The sequence below is a fragment of the Mesorhizobium sp. WSM4311 genome, from assembly GCF_002295115.1.
Lineage (GTDB): Bacteria > Pseudomonadota > Alphaproteobacteria > Rhizobiales > Rhizobiaceae > Mesorhizobium.
Genome location: NZ_NSFV01000002.1, coordinates 632,742 through 652,598, shown reverse-complemented (window position 1 = coordinate 652,598; position 19,857 = coordinate 632,742). Strand labels below are relative to the sequence as shown.

General features: G+C 64.1%; 14 protein-coding genes. 5 read left to right on the top strand and 9 right to left on the bottom strand.

Features of this window, described 5'->3' with window-relative positions; translation table 11 throughout:
• Positions 1-82 precede the first annotated feature (82 nt).
• The 3 genes from CK226_RS06840 to CK226_RS34770 all read right to left on the bottom strand — a co-directional run bounded on the left by CK226_RS06840 (position 83) and on the right by CK226_RS34770 (position 2,718).
• Positions 83-679, bottom strand: a complete 597-nt coding sequence (locus CK226_RS06840; RefSeq protein WP_095786506.1) for a DUF922 domain-containing protein — start codon at positions 677-679, stop codon at positions 83-85.
• A 137-nt stretch (positions 680-816) separates the two neighbouring features.
• A complete protein-coding gene (locus CK226_RS06835) occupies positions 817-2,496 on the bottom strand; it encodes an electron transfer flavoprotein-ubiquinone oxidoreductase (protein ID WP_095791455.1) in 1,680 nt (559 codons plus the stop codon).
• 63 nt (positions 2,497-2,559) lie between these two features.
• Positions 2,560-2,718 (bottom strand): hypothetical protein, encoded by a 159-nt coding sequence (locus CK226_RS34770; protein ID WP_179295755.1) that lies wholly within the window; start codon positions 2,716-2,718, stop codon positions 2,560-2,562.
• Between CK226_RS34770 and CK226_RS06830 the strand changes: the two genes are divergently transcribed.
• Genes CK226_RS06830 through CK226_RS06820 form a run of 3 tightly spaced genes read left to right on the top strand, consistent with a single transcriptional unit; the run spans position 2,717 to position 5,159 of the window.
• Positions 2,717-3,361: a hypothetical protein gene (locus tag CK226_RS06830; RefSeq protein ID WP_095770750.1), complete on the top strand. Its 645-nt coding sequence runs from the start codon at positions 2,717-2,719 to the stop codon at positions 3,359-3,361. The genes CK226_RS34770 and CK226_RS06830 overlap by 2 nt on opposite strands.
• Before the next feature lie 51 nt (positions 3,362-3,412).
• On the top strand, positions 3,413-4,288 hold the full coding sequence (locus tag CK226_RS06825) for a uracil-DNA glycosylase (RefSeq protein ID WP_179295756.1): 876 nt from the start codon (positions 3,413-3,415) through the stop codon (positions 4,286-4,288).
• Positions 4,289-4,346: 58 nt separating this feature from the next.
• Positions 4,347-5,159, top strand: coding sequence for a helix-turn-helix transcriptional regulator (locus tag CK226_RS06820; RefSeq protein WP_095791395.1), 813 nt, complete (start codon positions 4,347-4,349; stop codon positions 5,157-5,159).
• Here the strand turns inward: CK226_RS06820 and CK226_RS06815 are convergent, their stop codons facing one another.
• Positions 5,160-6,119: a DMT family transporter gene (locus tag CK226_RS06815; RefSeq protein ID WP_095786873.1), complete on the bottom strand. Its 960-nt coding sequence runs from the start codon at positions 6,117-6,119 to the stop codon at positions 5,160-5,162.
• Positions 6,116-8,422: a xanthine dehydrogenase family protein molybdopterin-binding subunit gene (locus CK226_RS06810; protein WP_095791394.1), complete on the bottom strand. Its 2,307-nt coding sequence runs from the start codon at positions 8,420-8,422 to the stop codon at positions 6,116-6,118. The genes CK226_RS06815 and CK226_RS06810 overlap by 4 nt, the downstream gene beginning before the upstream one ends.
• Positions 8,423-8,573: 151 nt before the next feature.
• Between CK226_RS06810 and pepN the strand changes: the two genes are divergently transcribed.
• On the top strand, positions 8,574-11,216 hold the full coding sequence (gene pepN / locus CK226_RS06805) for an aminopeptidase N (protein ID WP_095791393.1): 2,643 nt from the start codon (positions 8,574-8,576) through the stop codon (positions 11,214-11,216).
• A gap of 196 nt (positions 11,217-11,412) precedes the next feature.
• Positions 11,413-13,734, top strand: a complete 2,322-nt coding sequence (locus CK226_RS06800; protein WP_095791392.1) for a PAS domain-containing sensor histidine kinase — start codon at positions 11,413-11,415, stop codon at positions 13,732-13,734.
• 45 nt (positions 13,735-13,779) lie between these two features.
• Here the strand turns inward: CK226_RS06800 and CK226_RS06795 are convergent, their stop codons facing one another.
• The 4 genes from CK226_RS06795 to CK226_RS06780 form a co-directional block, all read right to left on the bottom strand.
• Positions 13,780-14,250: a hypothetical protein gene (locus CK226_RS06795; protein ID WP_095791454.1), complete on the bottom strand. Its 471-nt coding sequence runs from the start codon at positions 14,248-14,250 to the stop codon at positions 13,780-13,782.
• 139 nt (positions 14,251-14,389) lie between these two features.
• A complete protein-coding gene (locus CK226_RS06790) occupies positions 14,390-17,350 on the bottom strand; it encodes a bifunctional [glutamine synthetase] adenylyltransferase/[glutamine synthetase]-adenylyl-L-tyrosine phosphorylase (RefSeq protein WP_095791391.1) in 2,961 nt (986 codons plus the stop codon).
• Positions 17,350-18,831 carry an ATP-binding protein gene (locus tag CK226_RS06785; protein ID WP_095791390.1) on the bottom strand — a complete coding sequence of 494 codons (1,482 nt, stop codon included), beginning with the start codon at positions 18,829-18,831 and terminating at the stop codon, positions 17,350-17,352. The genes CK226_RS06790 and CK226_RS06785 overlap by 1 nt, the downstream gene beginning before the upstream one ends.
• 131 nt (positions 18,832-18,962) lie before the next feature.
• Positions 18,963-19,637, bottom strand: coding sequence for a response regulator transcription factor (locus CK226_RS06780; RefSeq protein ID WP_027046649.1), 675 nt, complete (start codon positions 19,635-19,637; stop codon positions 18,963-18,965).
• Positions 19,638-19,857: the final 220 nt, after the last annotated feature.

Sequence of the window (19,857 nt, the reverse complement as noted above, 5' to 3'; positions counted from 1 at the left end):
GTTCCAACGCAATTCCGAAGGGAAACCGCTGCGGCGCTTTCCCGGGAAAACCGCTTTACACTTTTCCTGGAATTGCCCTGGTTCAAGGTTTTCCGGTCAAGGCAGCGATCAGATGCTCGACATGGCCGCCATTGCGGTGTTCACGCCGATCGAAGGCGTTTTGTTTGGCCTCATATTCGGCATAGATCGCCTGGATGCGCAGCCGCGCCTCGCGGCGCGTCTTGTGGCAGGACGGGTCGTTGGCGACCCGCAGGCCGGTTATCGACCTTTCCGTAGCGCGCATCATCTCCCTGGCGATGCGCCCATGTGTTTCCTCATGGGCGCGAACACCTGCGAAAAACCTGTTCCAGCGCCTCCTCAGGGCCGGCGTCGCGGGTGAGGCAAGGCGCGGGAAGGTGTAGGAAAGATTCAGCGTGCCATTGCCCCCTCGCATCCGACAGAAGCCGTTGCCCTGGCCGGCGTCGAGATCCCAGTCGACGGTATAGGAGGTTGTGGCGATGGCGTGCGTCATGAAGCCGTGCCGGGGGCCTTGTCTGTCCATCGCGTCGATGAGGGCGGCGCCCGAGCCTCCCGTGACGTCGTAGGTCCGCGTCTGGATGACTGCCCTGGTGCCGGCCGAGGCCTGAGGCGCACACAGCGTCCCAATGGCGACGAGGCATGTCAGAACTATGCGGCGCATCGGCCTTCTCCCTATCCCCGGAGAAGGGAACCATAGACCGGCGGCCGTTTCAACGGTCTGCTGACCTGCATGCCCTCGCAGCCGGCCCCCCACCCACATTTTCTGCCGCCGAGGCCGAAACCGCCGGCCGCGCGACGTCACATGCCCTGGTAGACCGGACCCTCGCCGCCTTGCGGCGGCACCCAGTTGATGTTCTGGTTCGGATCCTTGATATCGCAAGTCTTGCAGTGGACGCAGTTCTGCGCGTTGATGACGAAGCGGACGTCTTTCGCCGCCGGATCGGCGACGGCGTTGCCGTCCTTGTCGACCCATTCATAGACGCCGGCCGGGCAATAGCGTGTCGAAGGCCCGGCGAAGACATCGTGCTCGGACCGCTTCTGCAGTTCCATATCGCCGACCAGCAGATGGACCGGCTCGTTCTCTTCGTGATTGGTGTTGGACAGGAACACCGAGGACAAGCGGTCGAAGGTCAGCACGCCGTCGGGCTTCGGATAGGCGATCTTCTTGTGCTGGGCGGCGGGCTCGAGCGTGGCATAGTCGGCCTTGCCGTGCTTCAGCGTGCCGAAGGGCGAGATGCCGAACAGCGTGTTCAGCCACATGTCGAGGCCGCCAAGACCGACGCCGACGATGGTGCCGAAGCGCGACCACAGCGGCTTGACGTTGCGAACCTTCTTCAAATCCTTGCCGATATCGGTCGCGCGCCAGGCTTGCTCGTAGGAAGTGAGTTCGTCATTGGCACGGCCGGCGCCGATTGCCTCGGCGACATGATCGGCCGCCAGCATGCCCGACAGGACGGCATTGTGGGAGCCCTTGATGCGCGGCACGTTGACGAAACCGGCAGCGCAACCCATCAGCGCGCCGCCCGGGAAGGACAGTTTCGGCACCGATTGCCAGCCGCCCTCGGTGATGGCGCGCGCGCCATAGCCGATCCGCTTGGCGCCCTCGAACGTGCCCGCGATCGCCGGATGGGTCTTGAAACGCTGGAATTCCTCGAAGGGCGACAGATACGGGTTCTTGTAGTTGAGGTGGAGGACGAAGCCGACCGCCACCTGGTTGTCCTCGAGATGGTAGAGGAAGGAGCCACCGCCGGTCTTCATGTCGAGCGGCCAGCCGAAGGAATGCTGGACCAGGCCCGGCCGATGGTTCTCCGGCTTGACCTGCCAGAGTTCCTTGAGACCGATGCCGTATTTGCCTGGCTCGCGGCCGTCGGAAAGCTTGTACTTGGCGATCAACTGCTTGGCGAGCGAGCCGCGCGCGCCTTCGCCGATCAGCACGTACTTGCCCATCAGCGCCATGCCCGGCGCGAAGCCCGGGCCATGCGTGCCGTCCTTCTCGACGCCCATGTCGCCGGTGACGACGCCGGTGACGGCGCCCTCCTCATTGTAGAGCAGGCCGGCAGCGGCAAAGCCCGGATAGATCTCGACGCCGAGCGCCTCGGCCTTGCCAGCCAGCCAGCGGCAGACATTGCCGAGCGAGACGATGTAGTTGCCGTGATTGTTCATCAGCGGCGGCATCAATATGTTGGGCAGGCGGAACGAGCCGGCAGGGCCGAGCACCAGGAAATGATCCGCAGTGACCGGCGTCTTGAACGGGTGACCTTCTTCCTCGCGCCAACCGGGCAGCAGCCGGTCGATGCCGATCGGATCGACGACGGCGCCGGAGAGGATATGGGCGCCGACCTCGCCGCCCTTTTCCAGCACGACGACGGAAAGCTCGGGATTGACCTGCTTGAGGCGGATGGCCGCGGCAAGGCCGGCCGGACCGGCACCGACGATGACCACGTCGAATTCCATGCTTTCGCGTTCGATATCGCTCATCAACCCCTCCGCACTGGCTTGCCGCTGTCGCGTATCTTGCTGGCTCTTGCGCTGCATAGCGCATCAATTGGCGACAGGAAACCGGCGCAGACGTGACAATGCGGATTTGGCCAAAAAGTCGCGCATCTTGCGGCAGGGCAACCATTTGCGCCCGGCAAGACCGGCCACGCCTGCGTTTTTTGATTGTTCGGCGGCTTGCTTATCGGCCATACTTCCGGCCATGCGCATTCCTGGGCCAGCGGGCTTTTCTTCGACGCGCTTTCTTTTCCCGCCCGGCCGGGTCCGCCGGGCGATTCTTCTGGCCCTTCTGGTGGCGGCACCGGGTCACGCCGCCGCGAACGAGGTGAAGGTCTGGGCGACAGGTGCCTATTCCTTCTCCGACGAGCTCGGCGGCTTCCGCATCACCGGAGCTTCCGGCATCGGAACCAAGGACGATCCGCTGGTCATCACCGAAGAGCTGAATTCGGCAACACCGGTGACGCTGACCATCCGCACGACAAAGCCGATCCAGACATTCGGCAAGGCGGGCGAATTCGCCAATGGCATCATGTATATGCGCATCAACGTGCTCAACAACAGCGGCCAGGCCTGGATCGAATTCCAGTTCGAGCTCCAGGAGGTATTGGATCAGCCGAGCGTGTTTGGAGACGGGCTTTCCTTCGACCAACGCAACAAGACGCCGGACAATATCTGGTCGAGCAATTTCGCCGATTTCGACCGGGAGTTCGAGCCTTACGACCGGCTGCTGTTCAAGGACGGCAAGGTCGACCCGCTGAAGACCGTCAGCTTCGAGTTCCTGATGACCGATTACACGCCGCGATGGACCTTCTATCTGGTGCAGGATCCGCGCATCCCGACCGGATAGGGCAAGCGGCCGGTCTTGCAAAATGCAGTCATGCGGACGAATGTGCGCGCCATGACTGCCGCGTCCCCCAACAGCCCGACCGATATTGCCGACATCCTGGCCTTCTATGCCAGCGCCGGCGTCGACGAGGCGCTGGAAGACGCCCCGGTAAATCGCTTCGCCGAGGCGGCGCCGAGACCTGTCGAGCGCGCGCCGGCGCTGGTGGCGCCACCTCCCGAAGAGAAGGCGCCGGAGCGGCCAGCGGCACCGCCCGGACTGGATGCAAGCAAGGTGCCTGATGCGCCCCCGGCGCGTTCATCGGTCGCCGCGGTGCCAGACGAAGCCCAGGCGGCGCTTGCGCGCCAGTTGGCGACAACGGCAACGACCCTGGAGGAGTTGCGCCAGCACATGGCTGCCTTCGACGGCTGCAATCTCAAGGCCACCGCCAAGAACCTGGTCTTCGCCGACGGAAACCCGGACGCCGAGGTGATGCTGGTGGGCGAAGCACCGGGCCGCGACGAGGACATTGAGGGGCTGCCCTTCGTCGGCCGCTCGGGCCGGCTGCTCGACCGCATGCTGGCCGCAATCGGGCTCGACCGCACTTCGGTCTACATTGCCAATGTCATCCCGTGGCGGCCGCCGGGCAACCGCACGCCGACGCCGCACGAGACCGAGATCTGCCGGCCGTTCATCGAGCGGCAGATCGAACTGGTCAATCCCAAGGTGCTGGTCAACCTCGGCGGCCCGTCGGCCAAGACCTTGCTCAACACCTCGGAAGGCATTTTGCGGCTGCGCGGCAACTGGCGCGTCCACACCACGGCCTCCGGCATCGCCATCCCGGCCATGCCGACGCTGCATCCGGCCTATCTCCTGCGCACGCCGGCGCACAAGAAGCTGGCATGGCGGGATTTTCTCGAGGTGAAGGCGAAGCTGCGGGCACTCTCGTAGATCGCCATAACCCCGCAGGTAATTGAAATGCCGCCCCTGTCAGCCTAACCATCCTGCCATGACATCCGCCCAAACCTCCGCCGGCAGTCTGATCCGCGAATGGCGCACGCGCCGCCGCATGAGCCAGCTCGACCTCGCCATGGAGGCCGAAATCTCCCAGCGGCATCTGAGTTTTGTCGAGAGCGGGCGCGCCGCGCCCTCGCGCGACATGGTGCTGCATCTTGCAGAGCAGCTTTCGATCCCGCTAAGGCAGCGCAACCAGCTGCTGCTCGCTGCTGGCTTTGCACCGAGCTTCAGCGAACGGCCGCTCAGCGACACGACGCTGGCGCCAGCGATGGCGGCGGTGGAGATCGTGCTCAAGGGACATGAGCCCTTCCCGGCGCTGGCCGTGGACCGGCACTGGAACCTGGTTTCGGCGAATGCCGCGATTGCTCCCTTCCTCGCCGATGTCACCGAGGCTTCGCTGCTGGCGCCACCGGTCAACGTGCTTCGCCTTTCCCTGCATCCCGGCGGCATCGCACCGCGCATCGTCAATCTCGCGGAATGGCGCACGCACCTGCTTGAGCGTCTCAAGCACCAGAACGATGCCAGCGGCGATCCGGTGCTGGTCGAACTGGAGGGCGAGCTGCGCGCCTATCCGTCCGGGCTGAAGGGCAGCAGGCCAACGCCCGTCGAGCCGAATGCCATCGTGCATCCGCTGCGCCTCGCGCATGGCGATCAGGTGCTGTCGTTCATCAGCACAATCACCGTTTTCGGCACGCCGCTCGACGTGACCTTGTCGGAACTGGCGATCGAGTCCTTCTTCCCCGCCGACGAGCAGACTCGTGCGGTACTGGTGCGGCTGGCGAGGGAGCGGTTGGAACGGTCCTGATCACCCCTGCGGCGGCGCGGCCGTTCTGGTGCGCGTGCGCTCCAGGCCGAGCTGCCGCTCGCGCCAGATGATGAAGATGCCGGCGGCGACCACGATCACGCCGCCGACCAGCGTGTTGAGCGAGGTCACGTCGCCGAAAATGAAATAGCCGACGACGACGCCGAGGATCATCGAGGTGTATTCGAAGGGCGCAACCACCGAGGCCTCGGCATGGCGATAGGCGGAGGTCATCAGGATCTGGCCGAGGCCGCCGCAGAAGCCGGCCATGACGAGCAGCGCGGCTTGCGTCGGCGTCAGAGCTTGCCAGCCGAAAGGCAGTGTCAGCAGCGAGAGCACGCTGGCGGTCGACGAGAACCACAGGACGATGGTCGCCGTCTTCTCCGTCTGCACGAGATTGCGCACGAGCAGCATGGCGACCGCCGAGATCGCCGCGGCCACCAGCGCGGCCATGACGCCCAGGACCTCCTGGTCGTCGAGCCCTTCATCCGAGTTGAGCAGCGTCAGCTCCGGCCAGGAAATGATGAGCACGCCGACAAGACCAACGGCGACCGCGCTCCAGCGATAGACGCGGATCGACTCGCCAAGGAAGACCGAGGAGAACACCACGACCAGCAGCGGCTGCGCATAGTTCAGGGTGATCGCCTCCGGCAACGGCAGCCTGGTGAGCGCGAAGAAGCCCAGCCCCATGGCGCCAACGCCGACGACGCCGCGCGCGACGTGGTTGAAGGGGCGTTTGGTGACGAATGCCGTCGGCAGCTGTCCCTTCACCGCCAGGAAGGCGATGATCGGGAAGATGGCGAAGAAGGAGCGGAAGAAGACGATCTGCCCTGCCGGCACGTCGCCGGCCGCCTTGATGCAGGTTTGCATGCCGACAAAGACCGCGACGGACACGATCTTCAGCGCGATGCCCCTCAGCGTGCCGTGGCCTGCCGTCGTTCCTGGTTCCGCCCCTGATGTCACGTCGGCGATGCGCCCCTGATCGCGGCCCAGATCCGCGCCGGCGTCGCCGGCATCTCGATATGCCTGATGCCATAGGCGCGCCACAGCGCATCGGTGACGGCATTGAGCGCCGCCGGTGTCGAGCCGATCGTGCCGGCCTCGCCCGCGCCCTTGATGCCCAGCGCATTGGTGGTCGAAGGCACGTTGCGGGTCTCGAAATGGAAGAACGGAAAATTGTCGGCGCGCGGCATGGCGTAGTCCATGAAGCTCGCCGTCAAGAGCTGCCCATCTTCGCCATGGATGGTGTTCTCGGTCAGCGCCTGGCCGATGCCTTGCACGACGCCGCCATGGACCTGGCCGGCGAGCAGGATCGGATTAACGGTGACGCCGAAATCGTCGACGATGGTGTAGCGGACGATCTCGGTCGCGCCGGTGTCGGGATCGATCTCGACCTCGCAGATGTGGGTGCCGTTCGGATAGGTGCACTCGTCCTGCACGAACTCGCCGAACCCCTTAAGGTCATCCGGCGTCCTCGCGGCCTTGGCGATGCTCGAGAAATCGATGCTCCGGTCTGTGCCGACGATGCGCGCAACGCCATCGGACAATTCGATATCGCCGGCCGAGGCCTCAAGCTCGTCGGCGGCGATGCGCTTGATCTTGTTGGCCAGATCCTCGCCCGCGCGGGAAGCTGACACACCTCCCAGCGGAATGGACCGCGAGCCGCCGGTGCCGCCGCCCGCCTTCAATTCGTCGGTGTCGCCCTGGCGGACATGGATCTTGTCGATGTCGAGATTGAGTTTTTCCGACAGGAACTGCGCATAGGCGGTAGCATGCCCCTGGCCGTTGGTCTGGGTGCCGATCTTCAGCGTCACCGTGCCGTCGCCATTGAGCTCGACAAAGGCCGGTTCGGAGCCCGGAAAGGCGCAGGCCTCGATATAGGTCGCCATGCCGATGCCGCGGATCTTGCCACCGGCTTTGGACTGTTCCAGCCGCTGCGGAAACGCCTTCCACTGCGACCGTTCGATGGCGCGGTCCATATGCCCTTCGAATTCGCCATTGTCGTAGAGCCGGCCTGTCTGCGTGCGATAAGGAAACTGCTCGGGCCGGATGAAATTGCGGCGGCGGATCTCTTCGACGGGCCGGCCAAGATCATGCGCGCAGGCATCGACCAGCTTTTCCAACAGGAACGCAGCCTCGGGTCGCCCGGCGCCGCGATAGGCGTCGACCGGGCAGGTGTTGGTGTAGAGGCCGGTCACCGAGACATCGAGCGCCCTGATATCATAGACGCCGGTCGACATGGTGACGCCGATATAGGGGATGAAAGGGCCATATTGCGAGACATAGGCGCCGATATTGGCAAGCAGGTCGACCCGCATGCCGAGGAATCGGCCATCCTTGTCGAGCGCCATCTCGGCCGTCACCGCATTGTCGCGGCCTTGGGCGTCGGTGAGGAAATGTTCCGTGCGGTCGCCGGCCCATTTCACCGGACGGCCGAGCCGCTTCGCCGCCTCGAGCACCAGCGGATATTCGCGGTAGACGAAGCTCTTCGGCCCGAACCCGCCGCCAACATCGGGCGTGATGACGCGCAGCTGGTCCTTTTTGATCTTGAACACGCTGGCCAGGATGTACTGCATGGAATGCACGCCCTGCGACCCTGTGGTCAGCACGAAGCGGTTTTCCCCGACATTCCATTCGCCGATCGCCGAGCGCGGCTCCATGTAGTTGCAGACCAGCCGATTGTTGACGAATTCGATGCGCGTGACGTGAGCGGCCCCCGCGAAAGCCGCGTCCGTCTTCTTCTTGTCGCCGATATGATAGGTGAAGGCACGGTTGGAGCCGAGTTCCGGCCAGACCAGCGGCGTGCCCTCGGCAAGCGCCGTCGCGGTGCCGGAGGCAGCGTCCTCGCCGTCATAATCGACCTCGATCAGTTCGGCGGCATCCTGCGCCAAGGCGCGGCTGTCGGCGACGACAAAGGCAACCGCATCGCCGACATGGTTGACTCGATCCCGGCACAGGATCGGAATGTCGCGCGTCGGCGCTTTGGTGCCGTCCGGCTGTGCCTGCATGACGCCGGACTTGAGATCGCGCAGATGGGTGAGATCCTTGCCGGTCAGCACCAGATGGACGCCAGGTGCCGCCTTCGCCGCCTCGGTCGAGCCGATGGTGAAGCTCGCCTTGGCGATCGGCGAGCGCAGGACATAGCCGTGCAGGACGCCGTCTGGCTGGATATCGTCGGTGTAGCGGCCCTGCCCCTGGATGAAGGCGGTATCCTCGCCCCGCAGCACGGAAGCGCCCATGCCGAATTTCGGTGTGACGACGGTCATGGCTGCCTCGCGGGATGTGGAGAACGAATGCCTGAAATAGGCATCGTCCGAGTTTTGTCGAGGGACCATTTCGTGTAAAGAGCGCGGACTTCAAATTTCTTGGACCAGCGGGAACTCCGCGTCCAACGCGATCGACAGGAAAAACAACGGAATGCGCACGGACACCGGCCAGGTCTTCAAGCTCGAAGACTATCGCCCCAACGATTATCTCATTCCGCGGACCAACCTCACCTTCCGCCTTTCGCCCGAGGCCACGATCGTCACCGCGATACTGACTGTCGAACGTCGCGACGGCGTAGCCGCGGCGGCGCCATTGGTGCTCGACGGCGACGGGCTGACGCTCAAGCGCGTCGAGATCGACGGCAAGAAGGCAAAACCGGCGGACCTGCTGGTGACACCTGACCAGCTCACCATTCTCAAGCCGCCCGCGCGCCGCTTCCAACTGCTGATCGAGACCGAACTGGCCCCGGCGGGCAACGAGGCCCTGATGGGTCTCTATCGCTCGAACGATGTCTATTGCACGCAATGCGAGGCCGAGGGCTTCCGCCGCATCACCTATTTCCTCGATCGCCCGGACATCCTGTCCGTCTACACCGTGCGGATCGAGGCGCTGCGCGACGAGGCGCCGCTGCTCCTGTCCAATGGCAATCCGGGGGACAAAGGTAATATCAGGGACGGCTGGCACTATGCCGTCTGGCATGACCCCTTCCCCAAGCCATCCTACCTGTTCGCGCTGGTGGCCGGCAATCTCGGTCGGGTCGCCGACAGTTTCGTCACAATGTCCGGCCGCAAGGTCGAACTCGGCATCTATGTCGAGCGCGGCAAGGAGAAGCTGGCCGGCTACGCCATGGACGCGCTGAAGCGGTCGATGCGATGGGACGAGGAGGCGTTTGGCCGCGAATACGACCTCGACGTCTTCAACATCGTCGCCGTGTCCGACTTCAACATGGGCGCGATGGAGAACAAGGGCCTCAACATCTTCAACGACAAATATGTGCTGGCCGACGAGGAGACGGCGACGGACGCCGATTTCGCCAATATCGAGGCGATCATCGCACATGAGTATTTCCACAATTGGACAGGCAACAGAATCACTTGCCGCGACTGGTTCCAGCTTTGCCTGAAGGAAGGCCTGACTGTGTTCCGCGACCATGAATTCTCCGCCGACCAACGCTCGCGCGCGGTCAAGCGCATTGCCGAGGTGCGCACGCTGCGCGCCCACCAGTTTCCCGAGGACCAGGGTCCGCTGGCGCATCCGGTGCGGCCGCGCCGCTACCGCGAGATCAACAATTTCTACACGGCGACGGTCTACGAAAAGGGCTCCGAAGTGGTGCGCATGATCCGCACCATCCTGGGGGCAGATGCCTTCCGCGCCGGCATGGACCTCTATTTCGAACGGCATGACGGCGAAGCGGCGACCATCGAGGATTTCATCAAAGTGTTCGAGGATGCCTCGGGCCGCGACCTGTCGCAGTTCGCGCTCTGGTATCATCAGGCTGGCACGCCCAATCTGACGGTCAGTTCGACGCACAATCAGTCCGCGCGGGAATTCACGCTCGAAATCGAGCAGTCGGTGCCGCCGACACCCTCCGAAAGCCGCAAGCGGCTGATGCATATTCCGCTCGCCTTCGGGCTGATCGGCGCCGGCGGCAAGCCTGTCGCTTATAGCGGCGTCGAGGGCGCCAGCGTCGAGGACGGCGTCATCCATCTGCGCAAGCGCCGCCATATGGTGCGCTTTTCGGGTGTGATTGAGCGTCCGGCGGTGTCGCTCAACCGCGGCTTTTCGGCGCCGGTGACGCTGTCGGTCGAGCAGAAGGCCGACGACCAGTTCTTCCTTGCCCGCCATGACAGCGATGCCTTCTCGCGCTGGCAAGCCTTCAACACGCTGCTCACCGATGCGCTGATCGCTGCCTTCCGCGAGTTCCTTGGCGGCAGGCAGCCGGTCTTCGCCACACGGCTGACCGAACTCGCCGGCAGCATCGCCGGCGACGAGACGCTGGAGCCTGCCTACCGGGCGCTTGCGCTGGCACTGCCGGGCGATGCCGACATCGCCCGCGACATCGGCAAGAACATCGACCCCGATGCCATTCATGCAGCCCGGCAGGGCTTTGCGCTGGCGATCGCCACGACCAATGCCGAGGCGTTTTCCAGCCTCTACCACAGGCTCGCCGACAAGGCGGCCTTCAGTCCCGACGCGGCGAGCGCAGGACGACGCGCCCTGCGCAACATTTTGCTGGACTATCTCTCGCTGCTGCAAGGCGGAGCGGCGTTGGCGGCCAGGCATTTCCAGTCCGCGACCAACATGACCGACCGCGCGGCCGCCCTTGCCGTGCTCGCGCATCGCCACCATGCTTCGCCGGAGGCAAACAAGGCGCTGGCGGCTTTTGAAAAGACCTATGCGTCCGACCCGCTGGTCATGGACAAATGGTTCCAGATCCAGGCCAGCGTGCCAGGGCCGCAGGCTGTGGACACGGTCCGCGCGCTAACCGCCCATCCTGCCTTCTCGATGGCCAATCCGAACCGGGTGCGTTCGCTGATCGGCACATTCTCCAGCGCCAACCAGACCGGCTTCCACCGCGCCGACGGCGAGGGTTATAGGTTCTTCGCGCAGACGGTGCTCGAGGTCGAGAAGCGCAATCCGCAAGTGGCGGCAAGGCTGGCGACGGCATTGCGGTCGTGGCGTTCGCTCGAACCGGGCCGGCAGGCCAAGGCCAGGGAAGCGCTGCTTTCGATCGCCAATGCCGAAAACCTGTCGGCGGACCTGCGCGATATTGTCGAGCGTACGCTGGCCTAAACGCGCCTTACCTTCTCCCGTGTGGGAGAAGGTACAGCCGCCGCACCTCCAGACGCGCATTATTTTAGTCGATTTTTAATCTTTTTTCGCCGGGCCACTGGACAAGGCGAATCACGTTTGATTCTTTACTGACGATTCGGAAGTGCGGCGTTTGCCGGATCACAAAGCAGCATAGGCAAATTCGGGAGTGCCATTTATGGCAAAGGCGGACGCGTGGGGCGCGCCCGGTGGGATGGTTTTTGCGCGTCGCGAGGCGCGCAGCGACGGCCTTGCCGGGAATACGCGGCTCATTGCCGAACCGGCCTACAAGCGGCTTCTGGCCGCCGAACCGCTGCTGCGCCGGTCGATACCGGCCCTGATCATCATCTTCCTGCTCGTCATCGCGGCGCTGCGCGTGCTGTCGCTCATGAATGAGCGTGACGATGTCGAACGCGACGCCAAGGCAATCCTGACGCTGGCGGCGGGTCAACTGGCCAGTTCGTTGGCCACCACCTCGGACACCGTGCCCGGCGCCGTCCAGGACCTGCTGGAGACCACCAGCCGCCAGGGCGCGATGGGCCGCAGCCATGTGCTCGTCATCACCGACAGCGCTTTCAGGATCACCGCGGTGACGCCGCGCTCGATGCCCTGGCAAGGCCATTCGCTCGACGGCCTCGTCCAGGGCGGCCAGCCGCTGTTCATGTTCGGCGACCGCGCCGGCGTCATGGAGGTCAACATCGGCGGCCGGGACTGGTACGCCGCGGTCAGCGTGGCCAAGGATCGGAAGGGAGCCGCAGCGGCGCTGGTGCCGCAGGAGGCAGTGTTCGACACGTGGCGCAAGACTGTCTCGCTCAACGTCACCCTGTTCGTGCTGACGGCGGGCGTGCTGATCATCATCCTCTACGCCTATTTCGGACAGGCGGCGCGCGCCCAGGCCGCCGACCGCATCTACCTCGAGGCGCATCAGCGCATCGATATGGCGCTGGTGCGCGGCCGCTGCGGCCTGTGGGACTGGGATATGGTGCGCGGCAAGATGTACTGGTCGCGTTCCATGTACGATATGCTGGGCTACGAGCCCTGCGATACGATGCTGTCCTTCGGCGAGGTCGACGAGATCATCCATCCCGAAGACGGCGACCTGTTCGAGCTCGCCAACAGAATTGTCGCCCGCGAAATCGACCACATCGACCAGGTGTTCCGGATGCGGCATGCCGATGGCCAATGGGTGTGGATGCGTGCTCGCGCGCAGGTCATGGATCCGGAGGCGCCGGAAATCCAGCTGATCGGCATCGCCGTCGACGTCACCGAGCAGCGCCATCTGGCGCTGCGGTCCGAGGCTGCCGACCTTCGCCTCAGGACGGCGATCGAGAACATCAACGAATCCTTCGTGCTGTGGGATTCGGCGCAGCGGCTGATCATGTGCAACTCCAAATACCAGCAGGACAACGGGCTGTCGGATCGCGACGTGATGCCGGGTATGACACGCGCTTCGCTGGAAGGGCGGATGCTGGCCTTTGCGTCCGAACGCCGGCTTGCCAACACCAATGGTCCGCAAGGCGGCGCCACTTTCGAGCGGCAGCTGTCCGACGGCCGCTGGCTGCAGGTCAATGAACTCAAGACAAGGGATGGTGGCATCGTCTCGGTCGGCTCCGACATCACCCAGATCAAGCTGCACCAGGAGAAGCTGGTCGACAGCGAGCGCCGGCTGATGGCGACGATCCATGATCTCAGCCTCGCGCGGCGCGCCGAAGAGGAACGGTCGCGCGAACTGGTCGATCTCAATCGCAAATACATGAAGGAAACCGAGCGCGCCGAGGCGGCGAACCGGGCCAAATCCGAATTCCTGGCCAACATGTCGCATGAACTACGCACGCCATTGAACGCCATCATCGGCTTTTCCGAGCTGATGGAACAGGGGTTGTTCGGCCCGCTGGGCTCGTCGCGCTACGAGGAGTACGCCACGGATATCAACAGCAGCGGCAAATACCTGCTCGGCGTCATCAACGATATTCTCGACATGTCCAAGATCGAGGCCGGCCAATTCTCGCTGGACCAGGAGCAGATCGACCTCGGTCCGCTGATCAGCGAGACGGTGCGCGTCGTCTCGCTGCAGGCCGCGCAAAAGGCGATCACCGTGGAAACGCGCATCGCCGACGCGCTGAGTCTGTTCGCCGATCGCCGGGCGATCAAGCAGATCGTCATCAACCTCCTGTCCAATGCGGTGAAGTTCACCGGCCAGGGCGGCCATATATCGGTCAGGGCCCGCAACACGTCCGGCGCGCTGGTGCTGACCATTGAGGACAATGGCTGCGGCATCCCGAAAGAGGCGCTGGGCAAGCTCGGCCGACCCTTCGAACAGGTTCAGAACCAGTTCTCCAAGAACCATGCCGGATCAGGCCTCGGCCTTGCCATCTCACGCTCGCTGGCCGAGCTCCAGGGCGGCGCGCTGAAGATCCGTTCGACCGAAGGTGTCGGCACGATCGTGTCGGTGCGCATTCCGGTGAAGAAGGCGCCGCCGGCGGTCAAGGCGGCCGCTTGAGCGGCAGGCTCCGAGCGATATCGCCGGAGCCTGGATCAAACAATCTCATTGGACGCTGTCGTCATCATCCGGTTGGCCGTGATGGCCAAAGCGATGGCCCTTCGGCAGTTCGCTCTTCTCGATCTTGCCGTCATTGTTCTTGTCGAGCATGGCGAACACCTTCTTCTCGCGACCGGTGATGTCATCCGTGGTCAGCGTGCCGTCGCCCTTGGTGTCATAGCGGGCGATGATGCGCCTGGCCATCCGCTCGAAGCGCGCCTTCTCCAGTGCGTCGGCGAGTTGGGCGACGGTCAGCTTGCCGCCATTGTCGGCAACGAGCTTCTTCAGCCGCGCGTTCATGGCGTCGGAAAACTGGTCGAAGGTGATGGCGCCGTCTGACGCGGTCATTGCCTTGTCGAGGCGGGCCATCATGCCGTCGCGCATTTTCGCGCTGGCATTGTTTTCGGCATAGGCGGTGGTGCCGACGGCGCCGGCAAGTGCTGCGAAGGCAAGGGCAAGCTTGGTTGACTTTCTCATGGTCTTCTCCTGTTGCATCGTCACCCCCGATGCGAGAGCGGCGGATCTTCGATCCTGTTGCCGCTCTATCTCTTTGTTCGAGGATCGGATTTTCCCAAAACCGGCTTCCACTTTTGGGTCCGATGCTTCGACAGCTGTTTCATGGTCGTCCGGCACGAAGCAAAAGATCAAAGTCCTTCCTGACCTTTTGCGACGTCTCCTTGAGATGTGCTTCCAGTACACCGAAATCCGGCAGGTCGGTGACCGCCAGAAGCAGATCCGAAAGCCCAGGCGGAACGTCGTCGCGCTCGAACGGGCCGGTGAGGCACAGCCGGGTCATCTGGGTCAGCGCCAGATAGAGTGCGAAGGCGGCACCAAGCTCCTGCCTGACGCCGGCACCAGCGAAGCCAGGCGCGAGGCGGGACAAAATCTCGGCCGTACCGGTGACACGCGGCCCGGCCTCGGCCTGCCCGGTGATGACAGCCACCTGGGCGATGAACTCAAGGTCGATCAGCCCGCCGGGGATCAGCTTGATGTCCCAGAGATCGCGCGGCGGCTTTTCCTTCTCGATCATGGCGCGCATGTCCGAAGCCTCGGTCTTGACCTTTGCCGCGTCGCGCGGCTGGCCAAGCACGGCTGCGACTTCCGCTTCGACCTCGGCGCACAGGCCGGCATCGCCGCCAATGGCGCGTGCCCGCGACAGCGCCATGTGTTCCCACGTCCAGGCCTCCTGGCGCTGGTATTTCTTGAAGGCATCGATGTGGGTGGCCACCGGCCCCTTGTTGCCGGACGGCCTAAGCCGCAGGTCGAGTTCGTAGAGCACTCCCTCCGCCGTCGGCGCCGATACGGCCGAGATCAGCCGCTGCGTCATGCGGGTGTAGTAGTGGGACGGCGCCAGCGGCTTGTCGCCGTCGGAGTCTTCGGCGTCCGCGTCATGGTCGTAAAGCAGGATGAGATCGACGTCCGACCCCGCGGTCAATTCGCGGCTGCCGAGCTTGCCCATGCCGAGCAGCGAAACCACGCCGCCGGCGATCATGCCGTGGCGCGCCGCGAATTCGGCGGTCACGGCTTGCAGCGCCGCCTCGATGGTGAGATCGGCGAGATCGGAAAAGGCGCGGCCGGCGCGGGCCGGATCGATCGAACCGGCAAGCAGCCGCACGCCGATCAGAAACTTTTGCTCAGAGGCAAAGATGCGCAGCCGGTCGAGCACCTCCTCATAGGCCCTGTCGCCTTCCAGGAAGGCGGAAAGCCGTGCCGAGAGATAGGCGCGGTCGGGGAGTTCAGTCAGCAGGGCCGGGTCGAGCAGGCCGTCGAAAACATGCGGCCGGCGCGTGATGATCGCCGCCAGCCGGGGCGCGGCGCCCATGATCGTCGCCATCAGCTTGAGCAGCGCCGGGTTGGACTGCAGCAGCGAGAACAGCTGGATGCCGGCAGGCAGGCCAGCAAGGAATTCGTCGAAACGGATCAAGGCTTCGTCCGCCCGGCGCGTCTGGCCGAAGGCCTTGAGCAGCGCCGGCGTCAACTCCGTCAGCCGCTCACGCGCCTCCGCCGACTGGGTGACGCGATAGCGGCCGAAATGCCAGCCGCGGATGACGCGGCAGATGTCGCTCGGCCGCTGGAAGCCGAGGCCGTGCAAGGTCTGCAGCGTGTTGGGGTCATCGACATCGCCGGTGAAGACCAGATTGCCGATGCCCGCCGAAAGCTCCGGGGCCGTTTCGAACAGCGCTGCATAATGGCGCTCGACCTGCTGCAGCGAGGCGCGGAATGCCAGGGAAAACGCCGCCGCATCGGCAAAGCCAAGCATGCGGGCGATCCGCTCCAGCCCTTCATCGTCTTCCGGCAGCGTGTGCGTCTGCTCGTCCGCCACCATCTGAACGGCATGCTCGACGCGGCGCAGGAACCAATATTGGCGGGCGAGTGCGTCACGCGCATCGGCGGTGATCCAGCCGCGCGCGGCGAGCTGGCCGAGCATCGGCACGGTCTCGCGGCCGCGCAGTTCGGGGAAGCGGCCGCCGGCGATGAGCTGCTGGGTCTGGACGAAGAACTCGATTTCGCGGATGCCGCCACGGCCGAGCTTGACGTTGTGGCCCTTCACGGCGATCTCGCCATGGCCCTTGTGGGCGTGGATCTGGCGCTTGATCGAATGGACGTCGGCAATCGCCGCGTAGTCCATGTATTTTCGCCAGATATAGGGCTGCAATTCCTTGAGAAAGGCGGCGCCCGCGGCGAGATCGCCGGCCACCGGACGCGCCTTGATCATCGCCGCGCGTTCCCAGTTCTGGCCGCGCGCTTCGTAATAGCGCAGAGCCGCTTCAACCGGGATCGCCAGCGGCGTCGAACCGGGATCGGGACGCAGCCGGAGATCGGTGCGGAAGACATAGCCGTGCTCGGTGCGGTCCTGCAGGATGCGCACCAAGCGGCGCGTCAGCCGCGAGAACAGCTCCGTGGCGTCGAGGGGGTCGACCACGGCGGGCGCATCCGGATCGAAGAAGACGACAAGATCGATGTCGGAGGAGAAATTCAGCTCATGCGCGCCAAGCTTGCCCATGCCGAGCAGGATCCAGCCCGATTGCAGCGACGGGTTGTCGAGATCCCGCAGTTTGAGCTTGCCCTGGCCATGCGCGTCGCGCAGCAGGAAGTCGACGGCCGCACGCGTGCAGGCATCGGCAAGATCGCTCAGCCGCCGCACGCTCAGCGACGTTTCCGCTTCACCGGCGAGATCGGCCAGCGCGATCAGGAAATGTGCCTCGGCCTTGCACTGGCGCAGCTCCATCATCACGCTGGATTCGGAGACCGTGTCGGCCAACGGCGCCTGTTCGATCGCGGCGGTGATCGCCTCCAGGCGCGCCTCGACCGGTTGTTCGAAAAGAGCATCCAGGATACGAGGCCTGCGACGCGCCGTGTCGCGCAAAAACGGCGAGAGGTCGAAGACGGCGGCCAGGAAATCCTGCCCCTCCCCCTTGCCGGCCAGGAATTTGGCCAGCCGCGTCAACCCTTCTTCGCGTGCCGCCGCGGCGATTTCGGCCAGTTCCCGCCGCGACCGGCCTTCGTCGAGAGGGGCGAGCCCAACCACCGGCTTCAATAACCAGTCCGTGGCCGTCCGTTTCGCAACCGCAGCCATCAGTGATCCTCCCGTGCGGGGAAACTCATGACCACGGATAGTCCCGGATTGCCAGGCAGGAGATCAAGCTGCCCATAGTGGAAAGTCATGACTGCCTTGGCGAGGCTGAGGCCAAGGCCGGAGCCCGGCTGAGAACGGCTTTTCTCCAGTCGAACGAAACGTTCGGTCGCCCGGGCCCGGTCGGCATCGTCCGGAATGCCCTGGCCGTTGTCGGCGACACAAAGCCTGATCTCGCCATGGGTCCGCTCGAGCGTCACGCGAACGGCCGGCTTGGACGTGGAGTCCGTCGAATATTTGATCGCGTTGTCGACGATGTTGGACAGCGCCTGGCCGATCAGCTCGCGGTTGCCGTCGACGAGAAAAGCACCATTCACTTCGGCTTGGAGCGAAACGCCGGCCTCTTCCGCCACCGGCTCGTAGAGCTCGGCGACATCACGCACGGCCGCCGCCAGATCGACGCGGTTGGTGTGCTCTGACGAATATCCAGCCTCGAGCCTGGAGATCATCAGGATGGCGTTGAAGGTCTTTATGAGCTGGTCGGACTCGGCGATGGTGCCTTCCAGTGCCTGGCGGTAATCGGCGGGCTTGTGCTTGCCCGAAAGTGTCGCTTCGGCGCGGTTGCGCAGCCGGGTCAGCGGCGTCTTCAGATCATGCGCGATGTTGTCGGAAACCTGCTTCAGGCCTTCGTTGAGCGTGGCGATCCTGGCCAGCATGGAGTTGAGATTTTCCGAAAGCCGGTCGAATTCGTCGCCGGCTCCGGTCACCGGCAGCCGGCCCGAGAGATCGCCGCCCATGATGCGGCGGCTGGCCTCCGACACGCTGTCGATGCGCTTCAGCGCGGCGCGGCCAACAAAGAACCAGATTAGCAGTCCGCCGAGCCCCATCATGCCGAGCGCCAGCGTCAACGCACGGCGGATGACGGCACGAAAGCGCTCCGGTTCGCCAAGATCGCGGCCGACCAGCATGATCATCTGGTTGGGCAGCCGCAGCACCAGCGCAATGGCGTTGTGGCCCTGCTCGCCTTCGGATTGCCGTGCCGCGTTGTCGCCAGTTGCAGGAGCTGTCGTCTGGTCGGACGTTCCGCTGCGCAGGCGGTCAAGCTCGCCTTCTCCGAAGCGCTTGTAGGAGAACGGCTCTGTCGTCCAGCCCTCCGTGTCGATCACCCCCGGTTCGAGGCTCTGCACGTTGCCGGTCAGGATCTGGCCGTTGGCATCGGCGATAAGATAGAGGTTGGCACCGGGCTGGCGGGAGCGGTTTTCGACCACGCGCACCAGCACGGGCAGGCCGCCGCGCTGATAGGCGCGGGCGAGGCCCAGCACTTCGTCGTTGATGGTCTCCTGCGTCTGCGCCGTCAGCATGCGCGCCGACAGCGAGGTCATATAGAAGACAAGCAGCACGGCGCAAAGCGCGAAGAGCAGAAGGTAGAGCGCCGAAAGTCGCGCTGCCGTCGTCTTCATGATGGCCGGCACGGAAAGAGCCATGCTGTCGCCTAGATCAGCGTGACGATTAGTCGAATCGTCACGCTGATCCAGCTCTTTGTTGGAGCATGATCTCTGGACAAACGGAAACCGTTTGTCCGAGAACACCGGTTCCCACTTTTCGGGATCATGCTCTAGCCGCCCTTCAACATGTAGCCCGCGCCGCGAACCGTATGCAGGATCGGCTTGTCGAAGCCCTTTTCGATCTTGCCGCGCAACCGCGAGACGTGGACGTCGATGACATTGGTCTGCGGGTCGAAATGATAATCCCAGACATTTTCAAGCAGCATGGTGCGCGTCACCACCTGGCCGGCATGGCGCATCAGATATTCGAGCAAGCGGAACTCGCGCGGCTGCAGGGTGATCTCGCGCGCCGCCCGGCGCACCGAATGCGACAGCCTGTCGAGTTCAAGGTCGCCAACCCGGTAGACGGTTTCGGCTTCCTTGGCACTAGCACGGCGGTTCAACACCTCGACGCGAGCCAGAAGTTCGGAAAACGCATAGGGCTTGGTCAGATAATCGTCGCCGCCGGCGCGCAGGCCGGTGACCCGGTCATCCACCTCGCCCAGCGCCGACAGGATCAGCACGGGCGTGGTGTTGCCCCTTGAGCGAAGACCGGCAATCACAGACAAACCGTCGCGGCGCGGCATCATCCGGTCGATGACCATCACATCATAGTCGCCGGCATCCGCAAGCGCGAAACCGGTCTCGCCGTCACCAGCGACATGAGCGGTATGACCAGCCTCGGTGAAGGCTTTCTGCAGATAATCGGCAGCCTCGCGATCGTCTTCTATGACGAGAATCTTCATGGGGCCGTTATACGCGATTTCGCTGGAAGGTTGAGTAGCCGGCATCTGCATTTTAGCCTTTGCCAAAGCGCGCCGCGATCAAGATGATCGAGGTCTCGCGCGATAAAATCTTGTTCTCTGGTTGTCTTCATCCCGAACATGCCTGCTTCGGGGCATGATCGGGCAAATCATCACATTCTCACGGCCCATGCCCGAGGCAGCGTTTTCGGGCGGCTTTCAA

What these genes read in the sequence shown, in the direction of transcription:
- CK226_RS06840 (WP_095786506.1), bottom strand. Translation starts at nt 679, where the DNA reads ATGCGCCGCATAGTTCTGACATGCCTCGTCGCCATTGGGACGCTGTGT.
- CK226_RS06835 (WP_095791455.1), bottom strand. Translation starts at nt 2,496, where the DNA reads ATGAGCGATATCGAACGCGAAAGCATGGAATTCGACGTGGTCATCGTC.
- CK226_RS06830 (WP_095770750.1), top strand. Translation starts at nt 2,717, where the DNA reads ATGCGCATTCCTGGGCCAGCGGGCTTTTCTTCGACGCGCTTTCTTTTC.
- CK226_RS34770 (WP_179295755.1), bottom strand. Translation starts at nt 2,718, where the DNA reads ATGGCCGGAAGTATGGCCGATAAGCAAGCCGCCGAACAATCAAAAAAC.
- CK226_RS06825 (WP_179295756.1), top strand. Translation starts at nt 3,413, where the DNA reads ATGACTGCCGCGTCCCCCAACAGCCCGACCGATATTGCCGACATCCTG.
- CK226_RS06820 (WP_095791395.1), top strand. Translation starts at nt 4,347, where the DNA reads ATGACATCCGCCCAAACCTCCGCCGGCAGTCTGATCCGCGAATGGCGC.
- CK226_RS06810 (WP_095791394.1), bottom strand. Translation starts at nt 8,422, where the DNA reads ATGACCGTCGTCACACCGAAATTCGGCATGGGCGCTTCCGTGCTGCGG.
- pepN (WP_095791393.1), top strand. Translation starts at nt 8,574, where the DNA reads ATGCGCACGGACACCGGCCAGGTCTTCAAGCTCGAAGACTATCGCCCC.
- CK226_RS06800 (WP_095791392.1), top strand. Translation starts at nt 11,413, where the DNA reads ATGGCAAAGGCGGACGCGTGGGGCGCGCCCGGTGGGATGGTTTTTGCG.
- CK226_RS06795 (WP_095791454.1), bottom strand. Translation starts at nt 14,250, where the DNA reads ATGAGAAAGTCAACCAAGCTTGCCCTTGCCTTCGCAGCACTTGCCGGC.
- CK226_RS06790 (WP_095791391.1), bottom strand. Translation starts at nt 17,350, where the DNA reads ATGGCTGCGGTTGCGAAACGGACGGCCACGGACTGGTTATTGAAGCCG.
- CK226_RS06785 (WP_095791390.1), bottom strand. Translation starts at nt 18,831, where the DNA reads ATGGCTCTTTCCGTGCCGGCCATCATGAAGACGACGGCAGCGCGACTT.
- CK226_RS06780 (WP_027046649.1), bottom strand. Translation starts at nt 19,637, where the DNA reads ATGAAGATTCTCGTCATAGAAGACGATCGCGAGGCTGCCGATTATCTG.